The organism is Moheibacter lacus, assembly GCF_014042165.1.
Lineage (GTDB): Bacteria > Bacteroidota > Bacteroidia > Flavobacteriales > Weeksellaceae > Moheibacter > Moheibacter lacus.
The window spans coordinates 982,287-1,002,989 of sequence record NZ_JACDZE010000001.1; the positions used below are offsets into that span (position 1 = coordinate 982,287).

19 protein-coding genes are annotated in these 20,703 nt (G+C 38.1%); 15 read left to right on the forward strand and 4 right to left on the reverse strand.

Annotated features, from left to right (window positions below):
• Positions 1–54: 54 nt before the first annotated feature.
• Positions 55–1,221 carry a cystathionine gamma-synthase gene (locus HU137_RS04630; RefSeq protein WP_262890127.1) on the reverse strand — a complete coding sequence of 389 codons (1,167 nt, stop codon included), beginning with the start codon at positions 1,219–1,221 and terminating at the stop codon, positions 55–57.
• A 47-nt stretch (positions 1,222–1,268) separates the two neighbouring features.
• Between HU137_RS04630 and HU137_RS04635 the strand changes: the two genes are divergently transcribed.
• The 12 genes from HU137_RS04635 to HU137_RS04690 all read left to right on the forward strand — a co-directional run bounded on the left by HU137_RS04635 (position 1,269) and on the right by HU137_RS04690 (position 16,712).
• The gene (locus tag HU137_RS04635; RefSeq protein ID WP_182042622.1) at positions 1,269–2,363 is read left to right on the forward strand and encodes an acyloxyacyl hydrolase; all 1,095 of its coding nucleotides are present in this window, start codon (positions 1,269–1,271) and stop codon (positions 2,361–2,363) included.
• Between the two features lie 7 nt (positions 2,364–2,370).
• On the forward strand, positions 2,371–3,108 hold the full coding sequence (locus tag HU137_RS04640; RefSeq protein ID WP_182042623.1) for a head GIN domain-containing protein: 738 nt from the start codon (positions 2,371–2,373) through the stop codon (positions 3,106–3,108).
• A gap of 11 nt (positions 3,109–3,119) precedes the next feature.
• Positions 3,120–3,473: an arsenate reductase family protein gene (locus HU137_RS04645; RefSeq protein WP_182042624.1), complete on the forward strand. Its 354-nt coding sequence runs from the start codon at positions 3,120–3,122 to the stop codon at positions 3,471–3,473.
• 26 nt (positions 3,474–3,499) lie between these two features.
• Positions 3,500–5,608, forward strand: coding sequence for a S9 family peptidase (locus HU137_RS04650; RefSeq protein ID WP_182042625.1), 2,109 nt, complete (start codon positions 3,500–3,502; stop codon positions 5,606–5,608).
• A 221-nt stretch (positions 5,609–5,829) separates the two neighbouring features.
• Positions 5,830–6,810, forward strand: coding sequence for a pyruvate dehydrogenase complex E1 component subunit beta (locus HU137_RS04655; RefSeq protein WP_182042626.1), 981 nt, complete (start codon positions 5,830–5,832; stop codon positions 6,808–6,810).
• A gap of 76 nt (positions 6,811–6,886) precedes the next feature.
• Positions 6,887–9,430 carry a DUF5686 family protein gene (locus HU137_RS04660; protein ID WP_182042627.1) on the forward strand — a complete coding sequence of 848 codons (2,544 nt, stop codon included), beginning with the start codon at positions 6,887–6,889 and terminating at the stop codon, positions 9,428–9,430.
• A 95-nt stretch (positions 9,431–9,525) separates the two neighbouring features.
• A complete protein-coding gene (locus HU137_RS04665; protein WP_182042628.1) occupies positions 9,526–10,218 on the forward strand; it encodes an AIM24 family protein in 693 nt (230 codons plus the stop codon).
• A 182-nt stretch (positions 10,219–10,400) separates the two neighbouring features.
• Positions 10,401–13,136 (forward strand): sodium-translocating pyrophosphatase, encoded by a 2,736-nt coding sequence (locus HU137_RS04670; RefSeq protein WP_182042629.1) that lies wholly within the window; start codon positions 10,401–10,403, stop codon positions 13,134–13,136.
• A 130-nt stretch (positions 13,137–13,266) separates the two neighbouring features.
• Complete coding sequence (locus tag HU137_RS04675) at positions 13,267–14,433, forward strand: MFS transporter (protein WP_182043319.1); 1,167 nt, start codon at positions 13,267–13,269, stop codon at positions 14,431–14,433.
• Positions 14,434–14,602: 169 nt separating this feature from the next.
• On the forward strand, positions 14,603–15,859 hold the full coding sequence (locus HU137_RS04680) for a peptidase U32 family protein (protein ID WP_182042630.1): 1,257 nt from the start codon (positions 14,603–14,605) through the stop codon (positions 15,857–15,859).
• A 59-nt stretch (positions 15,860–15,918) separates the two neighbouring features.
• Positions 15,919–16,149 carry a ferredoxin gene (locus tag HU137_RS04685; RefSeq protein WP_182042631.1) on the forward strand — a complete coding sequence of 77 codons (231 nt, stop codon included), beginning with the start codon at positions 15,919–15,921 and terminating at the stop codon, positions 16,147–16,149.
• Positions 16,146–16,712: a 5-formyltetrahydrofolate cyclo-ligase gene (locus HU137_RS04690; protein WP_182042632.1), complete on the forward strand. Its 567-nt coding sequence runs from the start codon at positions 16,146–16,148 to the stop codon at positions 16,710–16,712. Before HU137_RS04685 ends, HU137_RS04690 begins: the two co-directional genes overlap by 4 nt.
• Here the strand turns inward: HU137_RS04690 and HU137_RS04695 are convergent.
• Positions 16,667–17,260, reverse strand: coding sequence for a hypothetical protein (locus HU137_RS04695; RefSeq protein WP_182042633.1), 594 nt, complete (start codon positions 17,258–17,260; stop codon positions 16,667–16,669). The two genes, HU137_RS04690 and HU137_RS04695, sit on opposite strands and share 46 nt — an antisense overlap.
• Positions 17,250–18,293 carry a hypothetical protein gene (locus tag HU137_RS04700; protein WP_182042634.1) on the reverse strand — a complete coding sequence of 348 codons (1,044 nt, stop codon included), beginning with the start codon at positions 18,291–18,293 and terminating at the stop codon, positions 17,250–17,252. The genes HU137_RS04695 and HU137_RS04700 overlap by 11 nt, the downstream gene beginning before the upstream one ends.
• Positions 18,294–18,436: 143 nt before the next feature.
• On the opposite strand from HU137_RS04700, the gene HU137_RS04705 reads away from it, so the two are divergent.
• From HU137_RS04705 to rnhA, 3 genes are all read left to right on the forward strand, one after another.
• Positions 18,437–18,736, forward strand: a complete 300-nt coding sequence (locus HU137_RS04705) for a hypothetical protein (protein WP_182042635.1) — start codon at positions 18,437–18,439, stop codon at positions 18,734–18,736.
• A gap of 90 nt (positions 18,737–18,826) precedes the next feature.
• The gene (locus HU137_RS04710; protein WP_182042636.1) at positions 18,827–19,567 is read left to right on the forward strand and encodes a lysophospholipid acyltransferase family protein; all 741 of its coding nucleotides are present in this window, start codon (positions 18,827–18,829) and stop codon (positions 19,565–19,567) included.
• Between the two features lie 14 nt (positions 19,568–19,581).
• Positions 19,582–20,064 carry a ribonuclease HI gene (rnhA, locus tag HU137_RS04715; RefSeq protein WP_182042637.1) on the forward strand — a complete coding sequence of 161 codons (483 nt, stop codon included), beginning with the start codon at positions 19,582–19,584 and terminating at the stop codon, positions 20,062–20,064.
• On the opposite strand, the gene HU137_RS04720 is transcribed toward rnhA, so the two are convergent.
• Entirely contained in the window at positions 20,061–20,600 is a 540-nt protein-coding gene (locus HU137_RS04720) for a hypothetical protein (protein WP_182042638.1), read from the reverse strand. The genes rnhA and HU137_RS04720 overlap by 4 nt on opposite strands.
• Positions 20,601–20,703 lie beyond the last annotated feature (103 nt).

Sequence of the window (20,703 nt, forward strand, 5' to 3'; positions counted from 1 at the left end):
TAAATCCCGTTAAAATTAACTTTAACGGGATTATTTTTTGGTTTAAACTGAACTTTAACCCAACGCTTGCTCTAAATCTGCTAATAAATCTTCTATATCTTCAATCCCGACACTCAATCGCACCAAATCATCGGTAATACCAAGTTCCGCTCGTTTTTCCGCCGGAATAGAAGCATGAGTCATCGTGGTTGGATGGTTTGCCAGTGACTCCACACCACCCAGACTTTCCGCAAGGGTAAATACTTTTACGGTTTCCAAGAATTTTACCGCATCTTCTTTCTTTTCTGATTTAAACGTAAAAGTGACCATTCCGCCGAAATCCCGCATTTGTTTTTTGGCAACTTCATGGTTGGGATGATTTTCCAATCCCGGATAATAAACATTTTCCACTTTCGGATGATTGGAAAGAAACTCTGCTACTTTTTTTCCGTTTTCACAATGGCGTTGCATGCGCACATGCAAAGTTTTAATTCCTCTTAAAACCAAATAAGAATCTTGCGGTCCGAGAATTCCTCCTCCGGCAAACAATTGGAAATGCAATTTTTCAGCTAATTCTTTATTTTTCACGACCAATGCTCCTGCGACCACATCGGAATGTCCACCCAAATATTTCGTGGCGGAATGCATCACGATGTCCGCTCCCAAATCCAAAGGATTTTGCAAATAAGGCGATGCAAAGGTATTGTCCACCGCAACCAAAATGTCTTTTCCTTTTACCAATTCCACAACGGCTTGAATGTCCACGATTTTCATCAGAGGATTGGTCGGAGTTTCGATCCAAATCATTTTGGTTTTTTCATTGATTTTCTCCAAAACATTTTGCGGATTCGTCATATCGACAAAATGAAAATTCAATCCGTATTTGGCATAAATGCGGGTAAACATTCGGTAAGAACCACCGTACAAATCATCCATGGCGATGATTTCATCACCCGGATTTAAGGTTTTCATCACCGTATCAGTCGCCGCCAAACCGGAGCCAAAAGCAAAACCATGCGTTCCGTTTTCGATATTTGCTAGAGCCGCTTCCAGGGCAGATCTTGTAGGGTTTTCACCACGAGAATATTCGTAGCCCTTGTGAACTCCAGGACTGCTTTGCGCATAAGTGGAAGTTTGGTAAATCGGTGTCATCACCGCTCCAGTTGCAGGTTCTGGATGTTGGTTGCCGTGTATGGTTTTGGTATTGAATTTCATTTTTCTATGTTTGAATTGTTCTTGCAAACTTACTATGTTTTTCAGATTTGTTTAAATTTGGCGGCAGAATTATTATGCGTAAGTTTTTTAATTTATTGATTTTGTTGACTGTAGTGGGTTTTTCACAAGAAAACAAACCACAATATTCGGTTGATGTGAATTATTATTATGGAAGCATTTTACCGCATAGTGAAAAAATCAGCCATTTGATTACGGATCATCCGGAGGGTGTTTTTGTTTCGGCCAACCGAAAAACCTTTGGCGATAAAGAATGGGAATCGAGGTTCAATTATCCGGATTATGGTTTGACACTTCATTATCAGAACAATAAAAATGAGACTTTGGGCGATATGTATGGATTGTTCGCCCATTATAATTTTTATTTTCTCAAACGAAACTTACAGTTGCGCATCGGTCAGGGAATTGCCTACAACACCAATCCTTACGATAAAGAAACGAATTACAGAAATTCCGCTTATGGTTCGCATTTTATGCCGGCGAGTTTTTTTATGGCGAATTATCAAAAGGAAAACATCTGGAATGGGTTTGGAGTCCGAGCAGGCGGATTTTTAATTCATCATTCCAACGGAACCATTAAAACCCCAAACACCAGCGCAAATACCGTTGGAGCAAATGTTGGCGTTACCTATACAATCGATCATCAAAATGAACGAACGTATCATCCGCGAACCAACCGCGATTCGACATTTACGGAACCGATTCGCTATACATTCGCCTTCCGAACCGGTGTGCATGAAAGCCATGTCATAGGAAGTGGGCAATATCCATTTTATGTGTTTTCCGGCTATGCGGACAAGCGGATTTCGCGCTCCAGCGCTTTTCAAATTGGGTTGGATGTATTTCTATCGATGATGATGAAAAATGAAATCGAAATGATGGCGATTTCCTTTCCGGAAAAAGGAATCAGTGCTGATACGGATTACAAACGCGTGGGATTATTTGTGGGATACGAATTGTTTCTGAACCGATTGTCGTTTGAAGGGCAATTAGGAGGTTATTTGTATGACGATTATAAGTCGCATACAGCATTGTACCAGCATTTGCAATTGAAATATTATTTTTATAAGAATTTCTTTGTGGGAACGGGTTTAAAAACGCATTTTTCCAAAGCGGAAGCGATGGATTTTTCGTTGGGAATCCGTTTATAATTTGAAAATGAAAAATATAGTTTTTATCTTTTTGTCTTTTCTAATTCTGAATTGTAATTCAGAAGGAGGACCGGATTGTTTGAAAAGTCAGGGCGATTTGGAAACGCAAGAAATTTCGGTGGAAGAATTCTCCAAAATCAACATTTCCAAAGGAATTGAATTGGTGGTGAAAGAAGATTTGGAACAAACCGTAAAAGTCACGATGGGTGAAAATCTCATCAATGATATCCAATTCGAAGTCATCGATGGCGAACTTAAAATCACCAATGAAAATGGTTGTGAAATGCTCCGAAATTACCATTCGGCAAAAGTTTACATCACAACTCCGGTTTTGGAAAAGATTTATTCGGCTTCGCAATATTCCATCCAATCGGACGGCGTTTTGAGGTTTCCGGAATTGACATTGGAGTCGGGAATCATAGAGGATACGCCATCGAGCGTTTTTGAAATGCAGATTGAAAATGAAAGACTCATCGTGAATGACAATATTTCTTCGGTTTTTAAAATTTCCGGAAGTTCCGACAAATTGGAAATCAATTTCTGGGGCTCAAACGGGCGATTTGAAGGCGAGAACTATATCGTGGAAGATGTTTATATCAACCACAGAAGCACCAACGATATCATCGTTTTTCCGGTTCAGTCAGTCACGGGAGCTATCAGAAGCACCGGAAATTTGGTGTTGAAAAATCTTCCGCCGATAGTTGAAGTTGAACAATTGTACACAGGTCATATTGTGTATCCATAAATTGAATGAAAATGAAAAAAATCTACTACCTCCAAACCTGTGATACTTGTCGACGGATCATGAAAGAATTGGATTTTTCCGGATTTGAAAAACAAGAAATCAAAACAGAACCGATCACGGCCAAACAATTGGATGAAATGAAAAAGTTGAGCGGAAGTTATGAAGCACTTTTTTCTCGTCGCGCCAAAAAGTATAAGGAAATGGGTTTGAAAGATGAAAACCTTTCTGAGAAAGACTTTCAACATTATATCCTAAATGATTATACTTTTTTAAAACGTCCGGTTATCATTGACGGCAATCAAATTTTCATCGGCAACGAAAAGAAAAATTTAGCCGCTCTGGCGTTACATTTAGAGAAAAACTAATACAGATTGACTATAAAAAATTTAATATGAACAAATATATCATCGGATTAACGGCAATGTTTGGAACGGTCATTTTTGCGCAAAACAAAGAATTGACTATGAATGAAGCCGTTTTGGGCATTCGAGCTGAAGGAAAATATTACCAATGGTTACCTGAATCTGATCAGTTTTACGAAAAAGTAAAAACCGGTTATGGAAACGCTTTGGTGGCTTATGATGCGTCCAATTTAAAGGTCGATACGTTGCTTACTTCCAAATCATTTAAGGAGACAAATAATGTTCCAAATCTAAGTTGGTTTAACAAAAATGAAGCGTATTATAACGATGCGAATTCGTATAAATGGTTCAAATTTTCCGATAAAAAATCGACCAATTGGTTTGAATGTCCGGAAAATTTTGAAACCATAGAAATCGATGGAAAATCAAAACAAGCCGCCTACGTGGTGGATAATAATTTGTTTTTGGTAGACGCAAACGGAAAAACGTCCCAAATCACAAAAGACGGAAAATACGGAATCGTAAACGGGAAAACCGTTCACAGAGAGGAATTCGGAATTCACAAAGGAATTTTCTTTTCTCCCAACGGAAATTTCTTAGCATTTTACCGAATGGATGAAACGATGGTCGAGGACTATCCGATTCTCGACTGGTCAGCCGTTCCAGCCGTCAACAAAAACATCAAATATCCATTTGCCGGACGAACGATCCATCAAGTGAAAATCGGGGTTTACAATCCAAAAACCAAACAAACCATTTTTCTTCAAACCGGAGAACCCAAAGACCAATATTTGACTTGTGTTACTTGGTCGCCTGATGAAAAATCGATTTATGTTGCCGTTTTAAATCGGGATCAAAATCACATGAAATTGAACCAATACGATGCAAATTCAGGGAAATTGATCCAAACACTTTTTGAAGAAAAAGATGCCAAATATGTAGAGCCGCAAAATGAATTGCATTTTTTACCCAACGGAAAAGAATTCGTCTGGTGGAGTCAGCGCGATGGATTCATGCATTTGTATCGGTATGATTTGAATGGAAAATTGATCAATCCAATCACAAAAGGTAATTGGTTGGTAAACGAAATCGTCGGTCAAAATGAAAAGAAAAAAGAATTGTTGATCACGTCAACTAAAGACGGTGCGATGGAAAAACATTTGTACACCGTGAACTGGGAAACGGGAAAAATGGAGAGAGTCGATACCACTCCGGGCTATCATTTTTTCACAGCTAATGATGCCGGAACTTATGTGATCGACAATTGGTCCAATGAAACCACACCGAGAAAAATTGATCTACTTTCTACCGATAAAAAAATCAACAAAAACCTGTTTACGGCTGAAAATCCTTTGGCAGACTACCAAATGCCGAAAGTAGAAAACGTAACCTTAAAAGCTGATGACGGAACGGATTTGTATGGAAAATTGATTTATCCGACGAATTTTAATTCAGCAAAAAAATATCCGGTTATTGTCTATTTGTACAACGGACCGCATGCGCAATTGAACCTCAATCGTTTTCCGGCGAGTGGAAATCTTTGGTACGATTATATGGCACAAAACGGTTATGTGGTTTGGGTGATGGATGGGCGTGGAAGTTCCAATAGAGGGTTGAAATTTGAACAGGCGATTCATAGAAATCTCGGCGAAATCGAAATGAGCGATCAGATGAAAGGTGTGAATTATTTAAAATCCTTACCGTTTGTAGATGGAGATCGAATGGGAATTCACGGCTGGAGTTATGGGGGTTTTATGACGACTTCTTTTATGTTGCGCAAACCGGATGTGTTCAAAGTAGGCGTAGCGGGTGGTCCGGTTTTGGACTGGAGCATGTATGAAGCCATGTATGGTGAGCGTTACATGGGAACGCCGGAAAATAATGCCAATGGATATGCGACGAACTTGTTGATGGACAAAACCAAAAACTTGAAAGGCGAATTATTGATCATTCATGGGACGCAAGATCCGGTAGTGGTTTGGCAGCATTCGATTGATTTCTTAAGAAATGCTGTATCAAACGGTGTTCAAGTGGATTATTTTGTTTATCCGGGTTATGAGCATAATGTGAGAGGAATTGATCGGGTGCATTTGATGCAGAAGATTTCGGATTATTTTGATTTGTATTTGAAAAAGTAAATTAAGAGCCGGTTTAATTTTTATAAATAATTATTTTTATAGCAGTTTTTTGATTGAAGTTTTAGCAGGCTAAAACAAAATTAAAAAGGATAAAATATGGTAAAAAGAGCATAAAAAGATATTTAAGGATAAGATATTATTACCAAACGAAATTAATTCCGTTAAAATTTAAACAGGCTCTTAATAATCTTTGTACTTTTGCTAACCTGATTTTGAAAAATATGGCAACAAAAACTTTCAGAGAAGTCATTGCAGAGGCGATGAGTGAAGAAATGAGAAGAGATCCATCCGTTTATTTGATGGGTGAAGAAGTGGCAGAATACAACGGAGCGTACAAGGCTTCAAAAGGAATGCTAGATGAATTTGGTCCAGAACGCGTAATCGATACGCCGATTGCAGAAGGCGGATTTTCCGGAATAGCAGTGGGTTCTGCGATGACGGGTTGTCGCCCTATCGTGGAGTACATGACTTTTAACTTTTCATTGGTTGCCATCGACCAAATCATCAATAATGCTGCAAAAATGTACCAAATGTCAGGAGGACAATGGAACGTTCCGATCGTTTTCCGTGGGCCAACCGGTTCTGCAGGACAGTTGGGAGCGACTCACTCTCAGTCATTTGACAATTGGTATGCCAATACTCCGGGACTAAAAGTCGTAGTTCCTTCTAATCCTTACGACGCAAAAGGATTGTTGAAATCGGCGATTCGAGATAACGATCCAGTTATTTTTATGGAATCTGAACAGATGTATGGCGACAAAATGGAAATTCCTGATGAGGAATATTTGATCCCAATCGGCGTAGCCGACATCAAAAAAGAAGGGAAAGATTTGACCATCGTATCTTATGGAAAAATCATGAAGTCAGCTATGGCGGCTGCAGAGCAATTGGAAAAAGAAGGCATCAGTGCTGAGGTAATCGATTTGCGTACTTTGCGTCCATTGGATTATGATACGATCATCAATTCAGTTAAAAAGACCAATCGTTTGGTGATTTTGGAAGAATCTTGGCCGTATGGATCTATTTCAACTGAAATTACCTATATGGTACAACAAAAAGCATTTGACTATCTAGATGCACCCGTTAAAAGGATTACTGCGCCGGATATTTCTTCGCCATACTCTGCAGAATTATTCAAAGAATGGTTCCCAAGTGTAGAAGATGTAGTAGAAGCTTCCAAATCAGTTGCTTATAAAAAATAAAAACGATTAAAATTCGTTAAAGCTTAAAGCCTTCCAAATTTGGAAGGTTTTTTTATGGATATTTGTTCAACTATTTATGCTAAATAATCGACTCATTCTAATTTCATTGTTGCTGTTGGTTTCCCAAACCATCTCAGCACAAATCAAAGTATCCGGTAAAATTACCGATGCTAAATCCAAAAAGCCCATCTCCTACGCAGATGTAACCTTACCAAATGCAGGTATTTTTACCATCACCAACACCGATGGAAGTTTTTATTTGGAATCAGAAGAAAGCGATACGATACTGGAAGTCATGGCAGATGGATTTGAATTCATGGAAATTCCACTGACCTCAAAAGTCAATTATAATTTATCAATTGAATTAAATTTAGATGGTTCTCTAAAAGAAAATTCCACAGTTGAACTGGAAGAAGCCAACATTTCTACCAGAAAGAAAAAATACAAAAACAAAAAAGAAAACCCGGCTTATGCGATTTTAAGAGAAGTTTGGGCGAGAAAAAAACAAAATGGTCTGCGAAATGTTCCGCAATATGAATATGAAGAATATGAAAAACTTCAGTTTGACCTCAACAACGTGGACAGCGCCATGACGCAAAGCAGATTGTTCAAAGACATGGAATTTGTGTTTGATAAAATCGACACTTCCCAAGTCAGTGGAAAAGCCTATTTACCAGCTTTTTTAAACGAATCTATCTACAAAGTATACGGTAAAAATGATCCAAAACGAGAACGAAAAGATTTGATTGCCAATAAAAGTTCGGGGTTCGATGACAACGAAATCGTCAGCCAAACATTGAAAAATTTGTATAAAGAATTTGACATTTATGAAAACCGACTGAATTTCTTCAACATCAATTTTGCAAGTCCGATCGCTCGAGATGGTTTTTCTATTTACGAATACGAACTTTCCGACACCGTAAACATCGACGGAATAGATTGTTACCGAATTAAATACTTCCCCAAACGCGACGCAGGACACACCTTTAAAGGTGATTTTTATGTCAGCATGAATGAATTCGCCATCAAAGAAATCGCCATGCAAAGCACCAAAAATATCGACGTCAATTTCGTGCGGGATATTTTTGTCAGTCAGCAATTTGAAGTGAAAAACGATTCGGTTTTCTTGCCAAAACGCGATTATATCTTGTTGGACATGACCTTGTTCAACAAAAAAGACCAATCAAAAGGAATTTATGCGCATCGCACGGTTTCTTTTAAAGATTTTAACTTTGAAACACCGCACCCCGACAATTTTTATGATCCGAGAAACCATGATCCTTATGAATCGGGTGCTTTTGAAAAGGACAATTTATATTGGGCAAATGCGCGACATGAAAAACTTTCAGAAACGGAAGGCGGTATTTACGAAATGCTCGATAGTTTGCAGCAAGTGCCTCGTTTTAAGCGAATTGTAAAATCGGTTGAGATTTTAGGATCAGGCTATTGGAATGTTTTGAATGCCATTGACATCGGGGATTTGTATTCGACATTTGGGTACAACGAAATCGAAGGATTTCGTCTGCGCGCCGGAGCCAGAACCTATTTTTCACAAAATGACATGTGGCGATTGGGTGGTTATTTGGCGTATGGATTCAAAGACCATCAATTCAAATACGGAGCAGAAGCCCGATTTATGTTTAACAAATTCAATCGCTTCCAAATTGGCGCCGGAACCAAACGAGATGTAGAACAACTCGGCGTCCAGCTCACCACTTCCGACGGTATCATGACCAGAAGTTTTGCTTCTTCTTCCATCATTTCGCAAGGCGCAAACGATAAACTCAGCCATATCAATAAAACCAATGTATATGCGGCGATAGATCCATGGAAAAATGTGACGATTCGCCTCGATGGTAACTACCAAACTACACGTGCCGCAGATCCATATTTGTTTGACATCGGTTACATCAACGAAAAAGGACAGGAAGAAGAACATTTGATCGATACCAATGTGAGCTTGTCCGTCATTGCCCGCCCGGGTGCTAAATTCTCCCGATTTGGGATAGACCGGTATGAACATTCTACTTTGGCCCCCACCATTATGTTGCGCTATACCAAAGGATTTTCAGGATTATTCAACAGTCAATTCACTTACGATAAACTTCAAGCTTACTTTTACAAACCATTTTTGATTGGATCTTTGGGGCGAAGTGATGTAGTGATGGAAGCCGGAAAAATCTTTCAGCCCGTTCCACTTTCCTTGTTGAGCGTGATTCCGGGAAATGAAAGTTATGGACAGATTCCGGGTACTTTCTCGCAAATTGATTACTACGAATTTGTCACAGATTCTTATTTGACATTCATTTTAGACCAACATTTTAATGGTTGGATTTTCAATAAAGTTCCATTGTTGAAGAAATTAAAATTACGGGAGGTTGGCTTTATTCGAGCTGCTTGGGGAGATATTTCTGATGAAGCAATAGGAATGAATCGGTCTGATATTGAATACATTGCGCCAAGAGATAAAATTTATTTCGAATACGGATTTGGAATTGAAAACATAGGTTTAGGAAACTTCAGACCTTTCAGAGTAGATTTTAATTGGCGAGGAAATTACCTTGAATTACCGGATGCCAGAAAATTTGGTGTGACCGTAGGGATGAATTTTTCTTTTTAAATCAATTGATTTGAACCAAATACATTAGATAATTTTAGTCTAACTTATTTTAAATTCAACTAAATTTAGTCGTTGAAAACAAATCAAATTTTAAGATGAGCGAATATTCATTAGAATCATTTGTGGCCAAAAGAAGGCAAAATGATGCAGAACACGATTACTTCGAACTGGAAACCCCACAACTTCTCGAAATCAACCTGAACAATCAATTTGTCTGGGCCAAAAATGGTTCCATGGTCGGATATGTAGGCAATATTAAATTTGAACGAGAAGGCATGCTCTCCGGTGGAATTGGAAATTTCTTAAAAAAATCATTGACCGGTGAAGGCGCAAAATTGATGAAAGCTAAAGGAACAGGAAGGCTTTATGTCGCAGATGGAGGAAAAAAAGTCCAAATATTACAATTGAATAACGAATCTATTTGTGTCAATGGAAATGACATTCTCGCACATGATCAAACTGTCAATAACCAAATCACGATGTTGAAAAGCGTTGCCGGAATGATGTCGGGCGGGATTTTTCAGGTGAAATTATCCGGAACGGGTCATGTGGCGATTACGACACATGGAGATCCATTGGTGTTGATGGTTACTCCAGATAAACCGGTTTTTACAGATCCAAATGCAACAGTGGCTTGGTCAGGGAATTTATCACCTGAACTCAAATCCAATATGTCTTTCAAGTCCTTTATAGGAAGAGGAAGTGGAGAAGAATACCAAATGAAATTTTCAGGTGAAGGTTGGGTTTTGATTCAGCCGTATGAAGAAGTTTACTTTCAACAGAGTTAATTTTTTTATTTCAGAAAACCAATGCCTTAAAAATTAACGGATATTTATAGGGCTTTTCTAATTTATTGCTCAAATAAGTAAGATATAGCTTAAATTTCTTTTCTAATTATAGGATTATGCTATATTTGGAGATTGTTAAAATTTCAATAAAATATCATAAAAACTAATAAAAAAGTTAACAGATGAAAGAACTCTCTTTATGGATTCCGGTAATTCTCGCTATCGTGGGATTACTGATGATGATTTCCAAGTTCATTTGGGTAAAAAAACAAGATGCCGGAAATGAAAAAATGCAAGGCATCGCAAAAAATATTCAAGATGGCGCTTTGGCGTTTCTTTCTGCCGAATACCGCTTGTTGCTCATCTTTGTCGTAGTGGCATCATTGGCATTATTTGGTATTTCCAGAATCGTAGAAACAACCAGTTGGTTAATCGTTCCGGCATTTGTCATCGGTGCGGTATTTTCTGCATTGGCTGGAAACATCGGGATGCGTGTTGCAACTGCAGCCAACGTTAGAACAACTCAAGCCGCAAGAACCAGTTTACCAAAAGCATTGAACGTCTCCTTCTCAGGAGGAACTGTTATGGGATTGGGCGTTGCCGGATTGGCGGTTTTGGGTCTTTCCTTGTTTTTTATCTTTTTTACCAGTCATTTCGTAACGGGTGGAAAACCTTTTTACGAAGAAATGACCATCGCTTTGGAAGCATTGGCCGGATTCTCATTGGGAGCCGAATCCATCGCATTGTTTGCACGTGTGGGCGGAGGTATTTATACCAAAGCAGCTGACGTAGGAGCGGATTTGGTAGGAAAAGTAGAGGCCGGAATTCCGGAAGACGATCCTCGAAATCCTGCAACAATTGCTGATAACGTGGGAGATAACGTAGGAGACGTTGCCGGAATGGGAGCCGATTTATTTGGTTCGTATGTGGCAACCGTTTTGGCGTCGATGGTTTTGGGTAATTATATCATCAAAGATTATGTTACAGCCAACGGAACTGCATTTGCAGATGATTTCGGAGGAATGGGACCCATCATTTTACCTATTATGTTTGCTGGAATCGGAATCATTGCTTCGATCATCGGAACATTTTTAGTTCGCATCAATTCTAATGATGCAAAAGAAGCCAAAGTACAATCCGCTTTAAATTTAGGAAACTGGTCATCCATCATCATTACAGCGATCGCAGGATTCTTTTTGATCAACTGGATGTTGCCGGAAACTTTATATATGGACTTCTTTGGTGAAGGAATCAAAGAAATTTCGAGAATGAACGTTTTCTATGCTACGCTAATTGGTTTGGCAGTTGGAGGGCTGATTTCTGCATTTACAGAATATTACACCGGATTGGGTAAAAAACCGGTTTTAAACATTGTGAGAAACTCATCAACCGGAGCTGCAACGAACATTATTGCAGGTTTGGCAACGGGGATGATTTCAACCTTTTCATCGGTACTTTTATTTGCTGCGGCAATTTGGGGATCCTATGAATTGGCCGGATTTTATGGCGTTGCGATTGCCGCATCAGCGATGATGGCGACGACTGCGATGCAATTGGCAATTGATGCTTTCGGTCCGATTGCAGACAACGCAGGAGGAGTTGCAGAAATGAGTGAATTACCAAAAGAAGTTCGGGAAAGAACCGACATTTTGGATTCCGTAGGAAATACAACGGCAGCCGTCGGAAAAGGGTTTGCGATTGCATCAGCGGCATTGACAGCTTTGGCGTTATTTGCGGCTTATGTAACTTTTACTGGAATTGACGGAATCAATATTTTCAAAGCCAAAACATTGGCAGCCTTATTCATCGGAGGAATGATTCCGGTGGTATTCTCGGCTTTGGCCATGCAATCGGTAGGAAAAGCAGCGATGGCGATGGTACAAGAAGTACGTCGTCAATTCAAAGAAATTCCGGGCATCATGGAAGGAACCGGAACTCCTGAATATGGAAAATGTGTGGAGATTTCTACCAAAGCAGCGCTTCGTGAAATGATGTTGCCGGGTGCTTTGACCATCGTAACACCGATTCTGATCGGATTTTTGATGGGAGCAGAAGCTTTGGGAGCTTATATGGCCGGAGTTGCAGTATCGGGAGTGCTTTGGGCGATTTTCCAAAACAATGCAGGTGGAGCTTGGGACAATGCAAAAAAATCATTTGAAGCTGGTGTTGAAATCAACGGAGAAATGACTTACAAAGGTTCTGATGCGCACAAAGCAGCCGTAACCGGAGATACAGTTGGTGATCCTTTTAAAGATACTTCAGGACCATCGATGAATATTTTGATTAAGTTGACTTGTTTAGTTGGTTTGGTTATCGCGCCGATTTTGGGAGGACATGGTTCTTCTGATCAGGAAGTCGCAGACAACACTGAAATTATCGAGACGGAAGAATTGGTTTATGTAGAAGCAGTTGATGCTGACGGTAATTTTATTTATGAAACAGGTGAAATCAAAACCATCGATTTACCATCCGGTAAAATATTAGAAGTAGGACACAAATCATCTGAATTTAAAATCTTTGGTTCTTTAAACAATCCTGAGGTATTGGCAGAAAGTTCAAAAGACAAAAAATTGGGTTGGGTAAGTTTGGATCGCGTCCATTTTAAAACAGGATCTTCAGAATTATTGCCTACTTCAGAAGAACAATTAAAAAACATCGCAGTTTTGATGGAAGAATTTCCAAATGCAAAAGTGAAAATCGGTGGTTATACGGACAATACTGGCGCAGAAGAGGTGAATGTGAAAGTTTCTACTGAACGCGCCAATAAAGTGAAGAGTGTATTGACGAAATTGGGCGTGAATGAAAGCCGAATGCAGTCAGAAGGTTATGGAGCCCAGCATTTCATTTGTGAAGCCAACGACACCGACATCTGTAAGGCGAAAAATCGAAGAGTGGACATCAAAGTTGTTTCGAATTAATAAGAATAAAAAATAATCATTCGAAAAGCAGTCCTTAAAAAGGCTGCTTTTTTTCTTCAAATCATTGAAAAACTTGAGAATCCTCCAAATTTATATCAACTCATTTAAAAATCTTTCAGCCGAAAGTTGGATGCTGGCGGTAGTGATGCTCATCAACCGTACAGGGTCCATGGTTTTGCCTTTTCTCGGCGTTTATATGACCGATCATTTGGGATTTGGACTGAAGGAAACCGGAATCGTTTTGAGCTTTTTTGGGATTGGTTCCGTAGTTGGATCTTGGTTTGGAGGGATGATTACCGATAAAATAGGCGAATTTAAAGTCCAATCTTTCAGTTTATTGATCAGCGTACCTTTATTTTGCCTGATTCCATTGTTCAAAACAGAGGTGGGTCTAGCCTTCATCATCTTTTTGCAAAGTACGGTGAGTGAGGCATTTAGGCCGGCCAATTCGGTTGCGGTTACCAAATACGCCAAAAAAGGTAACATTACACGATCTTTTTCATTGAATAGGATGGCGGTAAATCTCGGATTTTCCATAGGTCCGGCTTTGGGCGGAATTCTATCTGCCATTTCCTATGATTTTTTATTTTATTCCAATGCTTTGGGAGCCTTATTGGCGGGATTGACTTATATCTGGTTTTTCCGAAACCGCATTCATCGAAATGAAAATTCAACCCAAACACATACAGATGAAAAGTCTATTTCTCCCTATCGCGACACCAAATTTTTATTGTTTTCAGGACTTTGTTTGGTCTTTACTGTTTGTTTCTTTCAATTGCTCAATACCTTGACCATTTTTTACAAGGAAGAAGCCAAATTGTCCCAGCAACTCATCGGATACATTTTAGGCTATAGCGGTCTGATCATCGTGATTCTGGAAATGTTATTGGTTCAGATAGCAGAAAAAAAGTTTAAACTGAGGTTTACCTTATTCATCGGAACTTTTCTTTGCGGAATTTCCTATGCGATGCTGGGATTTGATCACGGAATTCTCTATTTATTTGTGGCCATGACCATCCTTTGTGTGGGCGAAATTTGGACATTACCTTTTATGTCGACCGTTACGGCATTGCGTTCAGGTGTTAACAATAAAGGTGCGTACATGGGACTTTTGGGAATAGGATTTTCTGTGGCATTTATCATCACACCTACACTGGGAACCTATATTGCAGAGCAGTTTGGGTTTTCGGTTTTATGGATTGGAACGGGCATTTTGATGACCTTAACAGCAGTAGGATTTTATTTTATCATCCCTTGGATGTTGGGAGAAAAACAAAAAGAATCTGATTTTGAATAAGTTTTGACCCTATATTTTGATGTTGCGCAAAAATCAGGTCAATTAAGTTTGTAAATTCTAATTAAAAGAAATTCAATTCATTAGAAAACCGTTAAGAATATTCTAATCTGCATAGAAATTTAAAACATGTGTGGTTTTTTTGTAATTTTGCAAATTCAATTAAAAGAACATGACAAAAGACGGGAAATTAGAATTGATGGCGCCGGCCGGAAATTTTGAATCGCTTCAAGCGGCGTTGGACAACGGTGCAGATTCGGTTTATTTCGGAGTGGAACAATTGAACATGCGTGCGCGTGCTTCCATTAATTTTACCATGGATGACCTTCCGGAAATTTCTAAAAGATGTAAGGAATTGGGCGTTAGAACGTATTTGACGTTAAATACTATCATTTATGACCACGATCTTTCAGTCATCAAAACCTTAATTGACAAAGCAAAAGTGGCTGATATTACTGCAGTGATTGCGATGGACCAAGCGGTGATCGCTTACGCTAGACAAGTCGGGATGGAAGTTCATATTTCGACTCAAATCAACGTGACGAACATCGAAACAGTTCGTTTTTACGCGATGTTTGCCGATACGATTGTGCTTAGTCGTGAATTGAGTTTGAGTCAGGTGAAAAAAATCACCGAGCAAATCAAAAAAGAAAACATTTGTGGGCCTTCTGGAAATTTAGTTGAAATCGAAATTTTCGGTCATGGAGCGCTTTGCATGGCGGTTTCAGGAAAATGTTATTTGAGTTTGCATTCTCATAATTCCTCAGCTAACCGTGGTGCTTGTAAACAAAATTGTCGTAAAAAATATACGGTTATCGATCAGGAATCCGGATTTGAAATCGAATTAGACAACGAGTACATGATGTCGCCAAAAGATCTTTGTACCATCGATTTTCTGGATGAAATCGTCGATGCCGGAATCAAGGTTTTGAAAATCGAAGGACGAGGTCGTGCACCGGAATACGTGGCGACAGTAATTCGTAGTTATAGAGAAGCCATTGACGCAATCGCTGATGGAAGTTTCTCCAAAGAAAAAACCGATTATTGGATGACTTTGTTGCAAACCGTTTACAATAGAGGTTTCTGGAACGGATATTATTTGGGTCAAAAATTAGGCGAATGGTCTCCGGCAAACGGGTCCATGGCCACTCAGAAAAAAGTATACATCGGGAAAGGAAAACATTTTTATCCCAAAACGAATATTGGGCAATTTACCATTGAAGCCTATGACTTGAAAGTTGGCGATAAAATCCTGATTACAGGACCAACTACAGGCGCAAAAGAAGCAACAGTTTCCTCGATGATGGTGGAAGATTTGCTTTCCGATTTGGCTAAAAAAGGAGATGACATCACGATTCCGATTGATTTCAGAATTCGTCCTTCCGATAAATTATACAAATTAGTCAAAACCGAATTTGCAGAAGCATAATTCTAAATCTTTGTGTTCATTGTGCAAATCCTTGTGACCGTTGTGGTTAAATTCAAATTATGGTAATAATTACCTTACAAAGAGACAAATGCATCGGATGTAATTATTGTGCAGAATTGGCACCGGAAAAATTCCGAATGTCCAAAAAGGATGGAAAATCTGTACTTTTAAAATCGACCGATAAAAAAGGTTTTCATACTTTGAAAGATCCTGATCATAGCATTTTTGATGATTGCGAAAGAGCCGCAAAAGCCTGTCCGGTGAATATTATTTCAGTGAAGGAATCATGACCAAATCCGATCTCAGAAATATTTACAAAAAGAAAAGAAAAGAACTTTCATCTACTGAAATTCAGCTGCTTAGTTTGAAAATTTTGGAGAATCTGAAGAAAATGGACATTTGGGATTTCTCTGTTTTTCATATTTTTCTACCGATTGAATCTCAAAATGAAATCGATACTTTTCCGATTATCGACTACTTATTTGAACAAAACAAAAAAGTTGTTGTGCCTAAAGTTCAGGGCTTGAATTTAATCAATTGCGAAATTCAAAAAGGAGTGAATTTTGAAATAGGAAAATTCAACATCTCAGAGCCAAAGGGATTTCAAGAAATTGAAAATCAAGAAATTGAGGTGGTTTTTATGCCGATGTTAATTTCTGATAAAATCGGAAATCGGGTAGGTTATGGCGGTGGATTTTATGACCGTTGGTTGAACCAATTTAAAAAACAACCAATAAAAATAGGATTGAATTTCTTCGAACCAATTGATGAAATTTCAGATGCAAATGAAATGGATGTCCGTTTGGACTATTCTGCCACACCAGAAGAAATCGTGTCATTTGCAACTTCTTGAATGTCATTTAGTTCAGAGAAGTAGAAGATGAATTCATGCTTGAACTGTTTGGGTTCTTTTTTCAGAATATAAGTTGCTGTTTTCGGTTTTGAGTCGATGAGCTTTTTGTCTTTTGAGAAAAATTTCACATCAAATTGGACGATTTTGAGCGAATCAGGTCTAATCGAGTCCTTTTCCGATAATTTCAAATCGCCAACCTCAACATAATAAACCGCAAGCGAATCCAATTCATTTAAGATTTGAAATGGCGTAATGCTATCATTTTCAAGAAAGTAAGATTTAATTTGTGGAAATAAAATTTCTTGTAAGATACTATCTTCAGAATTGGAAGAATAAAGCGACGAAAGCTCATAAAGTTCTGTCAATTTCTGTTTGGTAATGAAATTTATAGAAGCAATGGAGTCCATTTTTGAAACAGGCGTCGAATGATTTCGATAGGTTTTGATCACATCAGGATCGTGTTTTCCCTGAAAAGTCGTCTCGTTTTTGCAAGACCAAATGACAAAAACAAATCCTAACACCAACTGTATGAATGATTTAATTTTCATCTGAATGGATTTTAAATTTAATTTTAACTATTTTCCCATTTTTTCTATCCGCCTCGATCAGCGTAAAGTTTTTCAGGGAACTCGTGGGTAAGGAGACTAAATTGATGTATTGTTTTTTATTCAATACTTCTACTCCAAAATACTCATTATCATATACTTGATAAATCAATGCGTCATTTGCAATCATTTCGTCGAGCATTTTTATCCGTTCTTTTACACTCTGTGAGGACTTGGAATAATGGCGAAGCATGACTTTATAATCATCCGGTTCAAGCCTGATGGTTTCCATCCCTTGGTATTGATGCAAATTTATCTTAAATGTGTCTTGTTTATAATAAGTTGAATTGATCGCCATCAACAAAGTATCTTCAGAAGAAGTAAACTCCACACAACCTTTTTCTGTAAAAAGTTCCAATGGGGTAAAACCTTTTCTGGCAATGGTGATTTCAATTGGTTCCGTTATGGTAGAATTGCGATCTGCATCTACAAAACAAAATTCATAGGTTTTTTGATAAATAAACCCAAAATATACCAAAGTAGCGGCAATGGCCAAACCCAAAATCAATAAAATCAAATAAATAAGGGTTCTAGGTCGTTTTTTTACTTCTGGTTGATATGCTAATTGTTTTGTTTTTATTGGCTCTAATTCATTTGGTTTTGAATCTGACTTTGATAAAGAAATCACTTCATCAACTTCTGGTATTTCTGAATTTGTTTCCGGAATAGGGTTTTCAACATGCTTCTGTTGATTGCGTAAAAACTCTGACCAACCTGAATATCCGGCATATTGAGCTAAAAGATTTAACATATCAATTCTCGGCAGTTTTTTAAACTCCGATTTGAAATAAGTATAAAACCATTTTTCACTGACAGTAGATTTTGTTTTTTCAAAAACATCTTCTTGAAAGTTCACAATATCCTGTCCTTTCCAGTCAGAAATGTCTTGGGAAGAAGCTGAATTGGACTCAAAAAAACGCTTTGAGACCTCTTTTTTTAGCAATTCAAATAATTCTATTTCAGAAATTTTCTCCAAAAAAATCAATTTAAGTATTTGATTATTAGCTTTTTGTAAATTGTAAATTAATTTACAAAATGATTACAACGCTTTTTCAGAACCACATGCACAAAGCTAATGTACTTTTGGAACAAATAAAAACCATTAAAAAATTATTAGTTATGAAAAAAGTATTTGTAAAAGGATTCGCTTTGTTAGCTGTTGTAGCTTTGTCTTTCACTAACATCGCTTGTGAGCAAAAAGCTGAAGAAAATGTAGAAGCTGCTGCTGAAGATGCTACTGAAGCTGCTGACGCTGCTGTTGAAGAAGCTGCAGAAGCTGTTGACGCTGCTGCTACTGCAACTCAAGAAGCTGCTGCTGAAGGAGTTGAGGCTGCTGCTGAAGGAGTTGAAGCTGCTGCTGACGCTACACAAGAGGCTGCTGCTGACGTAAAAGACGCTGCTGCTGAAGCTGCTCAATAATCCTTTATAGGTAAAGCAAAATAAAGAGCCCCGAATTTCGGGGCTCTTTTGTTTTATATCAAATTTCGCTTTAGTATTTTTGGCATCATAATGCGAGCGGTCAAAAGTACATTTGTCATTCTCTGGAAGTGTTGGTTTATTTTTTTAGCCACATTTTTTGTTTTAACCATCGGAATATTTTGGACTTTTCCATTGGCTTTTTCTTCTAAAACCTTTCCTTTGGCCTATAAAGGCATTCGACTTTGGGCTATTTTAATATTTTACGGATCCGGTTTCCGGTTGGATTTGCATCGGAATAAAGAATTAAACAAAAATCAACCCTATATTTTTATTTCCAACCATACCTCTCTCGTGGACATTATGTTGATGGCCATCATTCATAAACAGCATCCGATTGTATTTGTTGGCAAAGCCGAATTGGCCAAACTTCCGATTTTTGGCCCGATTTATAGAAGAATTTGTATAGTAGTGAACCGTTCCGATACGCGAAGCCGTACGCGGGTTTTTAAATTGGCCAAAGAAAAAATCAATCAAGGAAATAGCATCGTGATTTTTCCGGAAGGAGGAATTCCGGATGACGAAAGCATCGTTTTAGACCAATTTAAAGACGGACCGTTTTTAATTGCCATAGCAACCCAGGTTCCGATTGTTGTTTATTCGATAAAAGGTCTTAAAGAAATGTTTCCTTGGTCATGGTCGAGAGGTTTTCCTGGTGCGGTAAAAGTGAAATTGATCGATTTGATTCCAACTGAAAATCTATCTTTGCGGGACAAAGACAAAATCAAAGCAACTTGCTTCCATAAAATCCATGAGGATTTGATTGAGGCGTAAAAACGAATTCAAATTTGGCAATCATCGCATATACAGACGGCTCGTCACTCGGAAATCCAGGTCCGGGAGGTTATGGAACGATTTTAATGGATACTGAAAAGTTGGTAAAAAAAGAATGGTCACAAGGCTATCGATTGACCACCAATAACCGCATGGAATTGATGGCTGTTATCGTGGCTTTGGAGAAATTGAAAAAACCCAAAACCGAAATTAGGATTTATACCGACTCCAAATATGTTTGTGATGCTGTGGAAAAAAAATGGGTTTTTGGATGGGAGAAAAAAGGATTTAAAGGGAAAAAAAACCCTGATTTATGGCAGAAATTTCTCATACAGTACCGCAAACATAAGGTTTCTTTCCAATGGGTGAAAGGTCATGCCGGAAATGAGTTCAACGAACGCGCCGACCAAATTGCCGTTGCAGCAGCCAACTCCAATAACCTGATTATCGATCATGGATTTGAAAATAATTTAGCTGAGGATTCCGGTTTGTTCTAATTCTTTTCCTCTTCTTTTTTGAAAAATGCAATGGTTTTGGGATCAATGAAATCTTCGGCACAATTTTCCATGCTTGTCAATGGCGTGGTATCTTCAAATGAAATTTGATTCGGTTGAATATAAACCATCGTTGAATCAACATCCATTTTCATTTCACCAAAACCTCTGAAAAGCTGATTTCCTTTTTTCAAAAAATATACTTCTTGTTCAGAAAGCATTCCTTCAGATAAAAACGCATATTCCAACTTCAGCGTGTCTCCGGAAAATTCACCATCGATTTCACCAAAAGATCCGTCCTTTTCAAAGAAATTATAAACCATCCAACCTTTCACCTCATTTTCATGCAGGTCAAATTTTAATTGGATGCTGTCCTTTCCATTTTCAAATAAATAACACTGCGAAATATTTTCTTTTACCGAAACTGAATCTTGTTCCGGAAATTCTTTTTCAAGCGTGTTTTCTTGTTCTTTTTGGTTTTGACAACCCAAAAAAACACCGAAAAACAACAGTATGGATATGAACTTAAATTTTTTCATGTTTTACCTTTTTTCAAATATAATCCATAATTTTTCAATAAGTTTGATCTTTCCAAAATCAAATTAGTCTAAAAATGAAACCGAAATGATTAAAATAATCTTT

Bases quoted from the DNA above. Each gene is read 5' to 3' on its own strand.
- HU137_RS04705 (WP_182042635.1), top strand. From the start codon at position 18,437: ATGAAAAAAGTATTTGTAAAAGGATTCGCTTTGTTAGCTGTTGTAGCT.
- HU137_RS04690 (WP_182042632.1), top strand. From the start codon at position 16,146: ATGACCAAATCCGATCTCAGAAATATTTACAAAAAGAAAAGAAAAGAA.
- HU137_RS04665 (WP_182042628.1), top strand. From the start codon at position 9,526: ATGAGCGAATATTCATTAGAATCATTTGTGGCCAAAAGAAGGCAAAAT.
- HU137_RS04660 (WP_182042627.1), top strand. From the start codon at position 6,887: ATGCTAAATAATCGACTCATTCTAATTTCATTGTTGCTGTTGGTTTCC.
- HU137_RS04640 (WP_182042623.1), top strand. From the start codon at position 2,371: ATGAAAAATATAGTTTTTATCTTTTTGTCTTTTCTAATTCTGAATTGT.
- HU137_RS04710 (WP_182042636.1), top strand. From the start codon at position 18,827: ATGCGAGCGGTCAAAAGTACATTTGTCATTCTCTGGAAGTGTTGGTTT.
- HU137_RS04720 (WP_182042638.1), bottom strand. From the start codon at position 20,600: ATGAAAAAATTTAAGTTCATATCCATACTGTTGTTTTTCGGTGTTTTT.
- HU137_RS04635 (WP_182042622.1), top strand. From the start codon at position 1,269: ATGCGTAAGTTTTTTAATTTATTGATTTTGTTGACTGTAGTGGGTTTT.
- HU137_RS04655 (WP_182042626.1), top strand. From the start codon at position 5,830: ATGGCAACAAAAACTTTCAGAGAAGTCATTGCAGAGGCGATGAGTGAA.
- HU137_RS04650 (WP_182042625.1), top strand. From the start codon at position 3,500: ATGAACAAATATATCATCGGATTAACGGCAATGTTTGGAACGGTCATT.
- HU137_RS04645 (WP_182042624.1), top strand. From the start codon at position 3,120: ATGAAAAAAATCTACTACCTCCAAACCTGTGATACTTGTCGACGGATC.
- HU137_RS04695 (WP_182042633.1), bottom strand. From the start codon at position 17,260: ATGAAAATTAAATCATTCATACAGTTGGTGTTAGGATTTGTTTTTGTC.
- HU137_RS04670 (WP_182042629.1), top strand. From the start codon at position 10,401: ATGAAAGAACTCTCTTTATGGATTCCGGTAATTCTCGCTATCGTGGGA.
- HU137_RS04680 (WP_182042630.1), top strand. From the start codon at position 14,603: ATGACAAAAGACGGGAAATTAGAATTGATGGCGCCGGCCGGAAATTTT.
- HU137_RS04685 (WP_182042631.1), top strand. From the start codon at position 15,919: ATGGTAATAATTACCTTACAAAGAGACAAATGCATCGGATGTAATTAT.
- HU137_RS04675 (WP_182043319.1), top strand. From the start codon at position 13,267: ATGCTGGCGGTAGTGATGCTCATCAACCGTACAGGGTCCATGGTTTTG.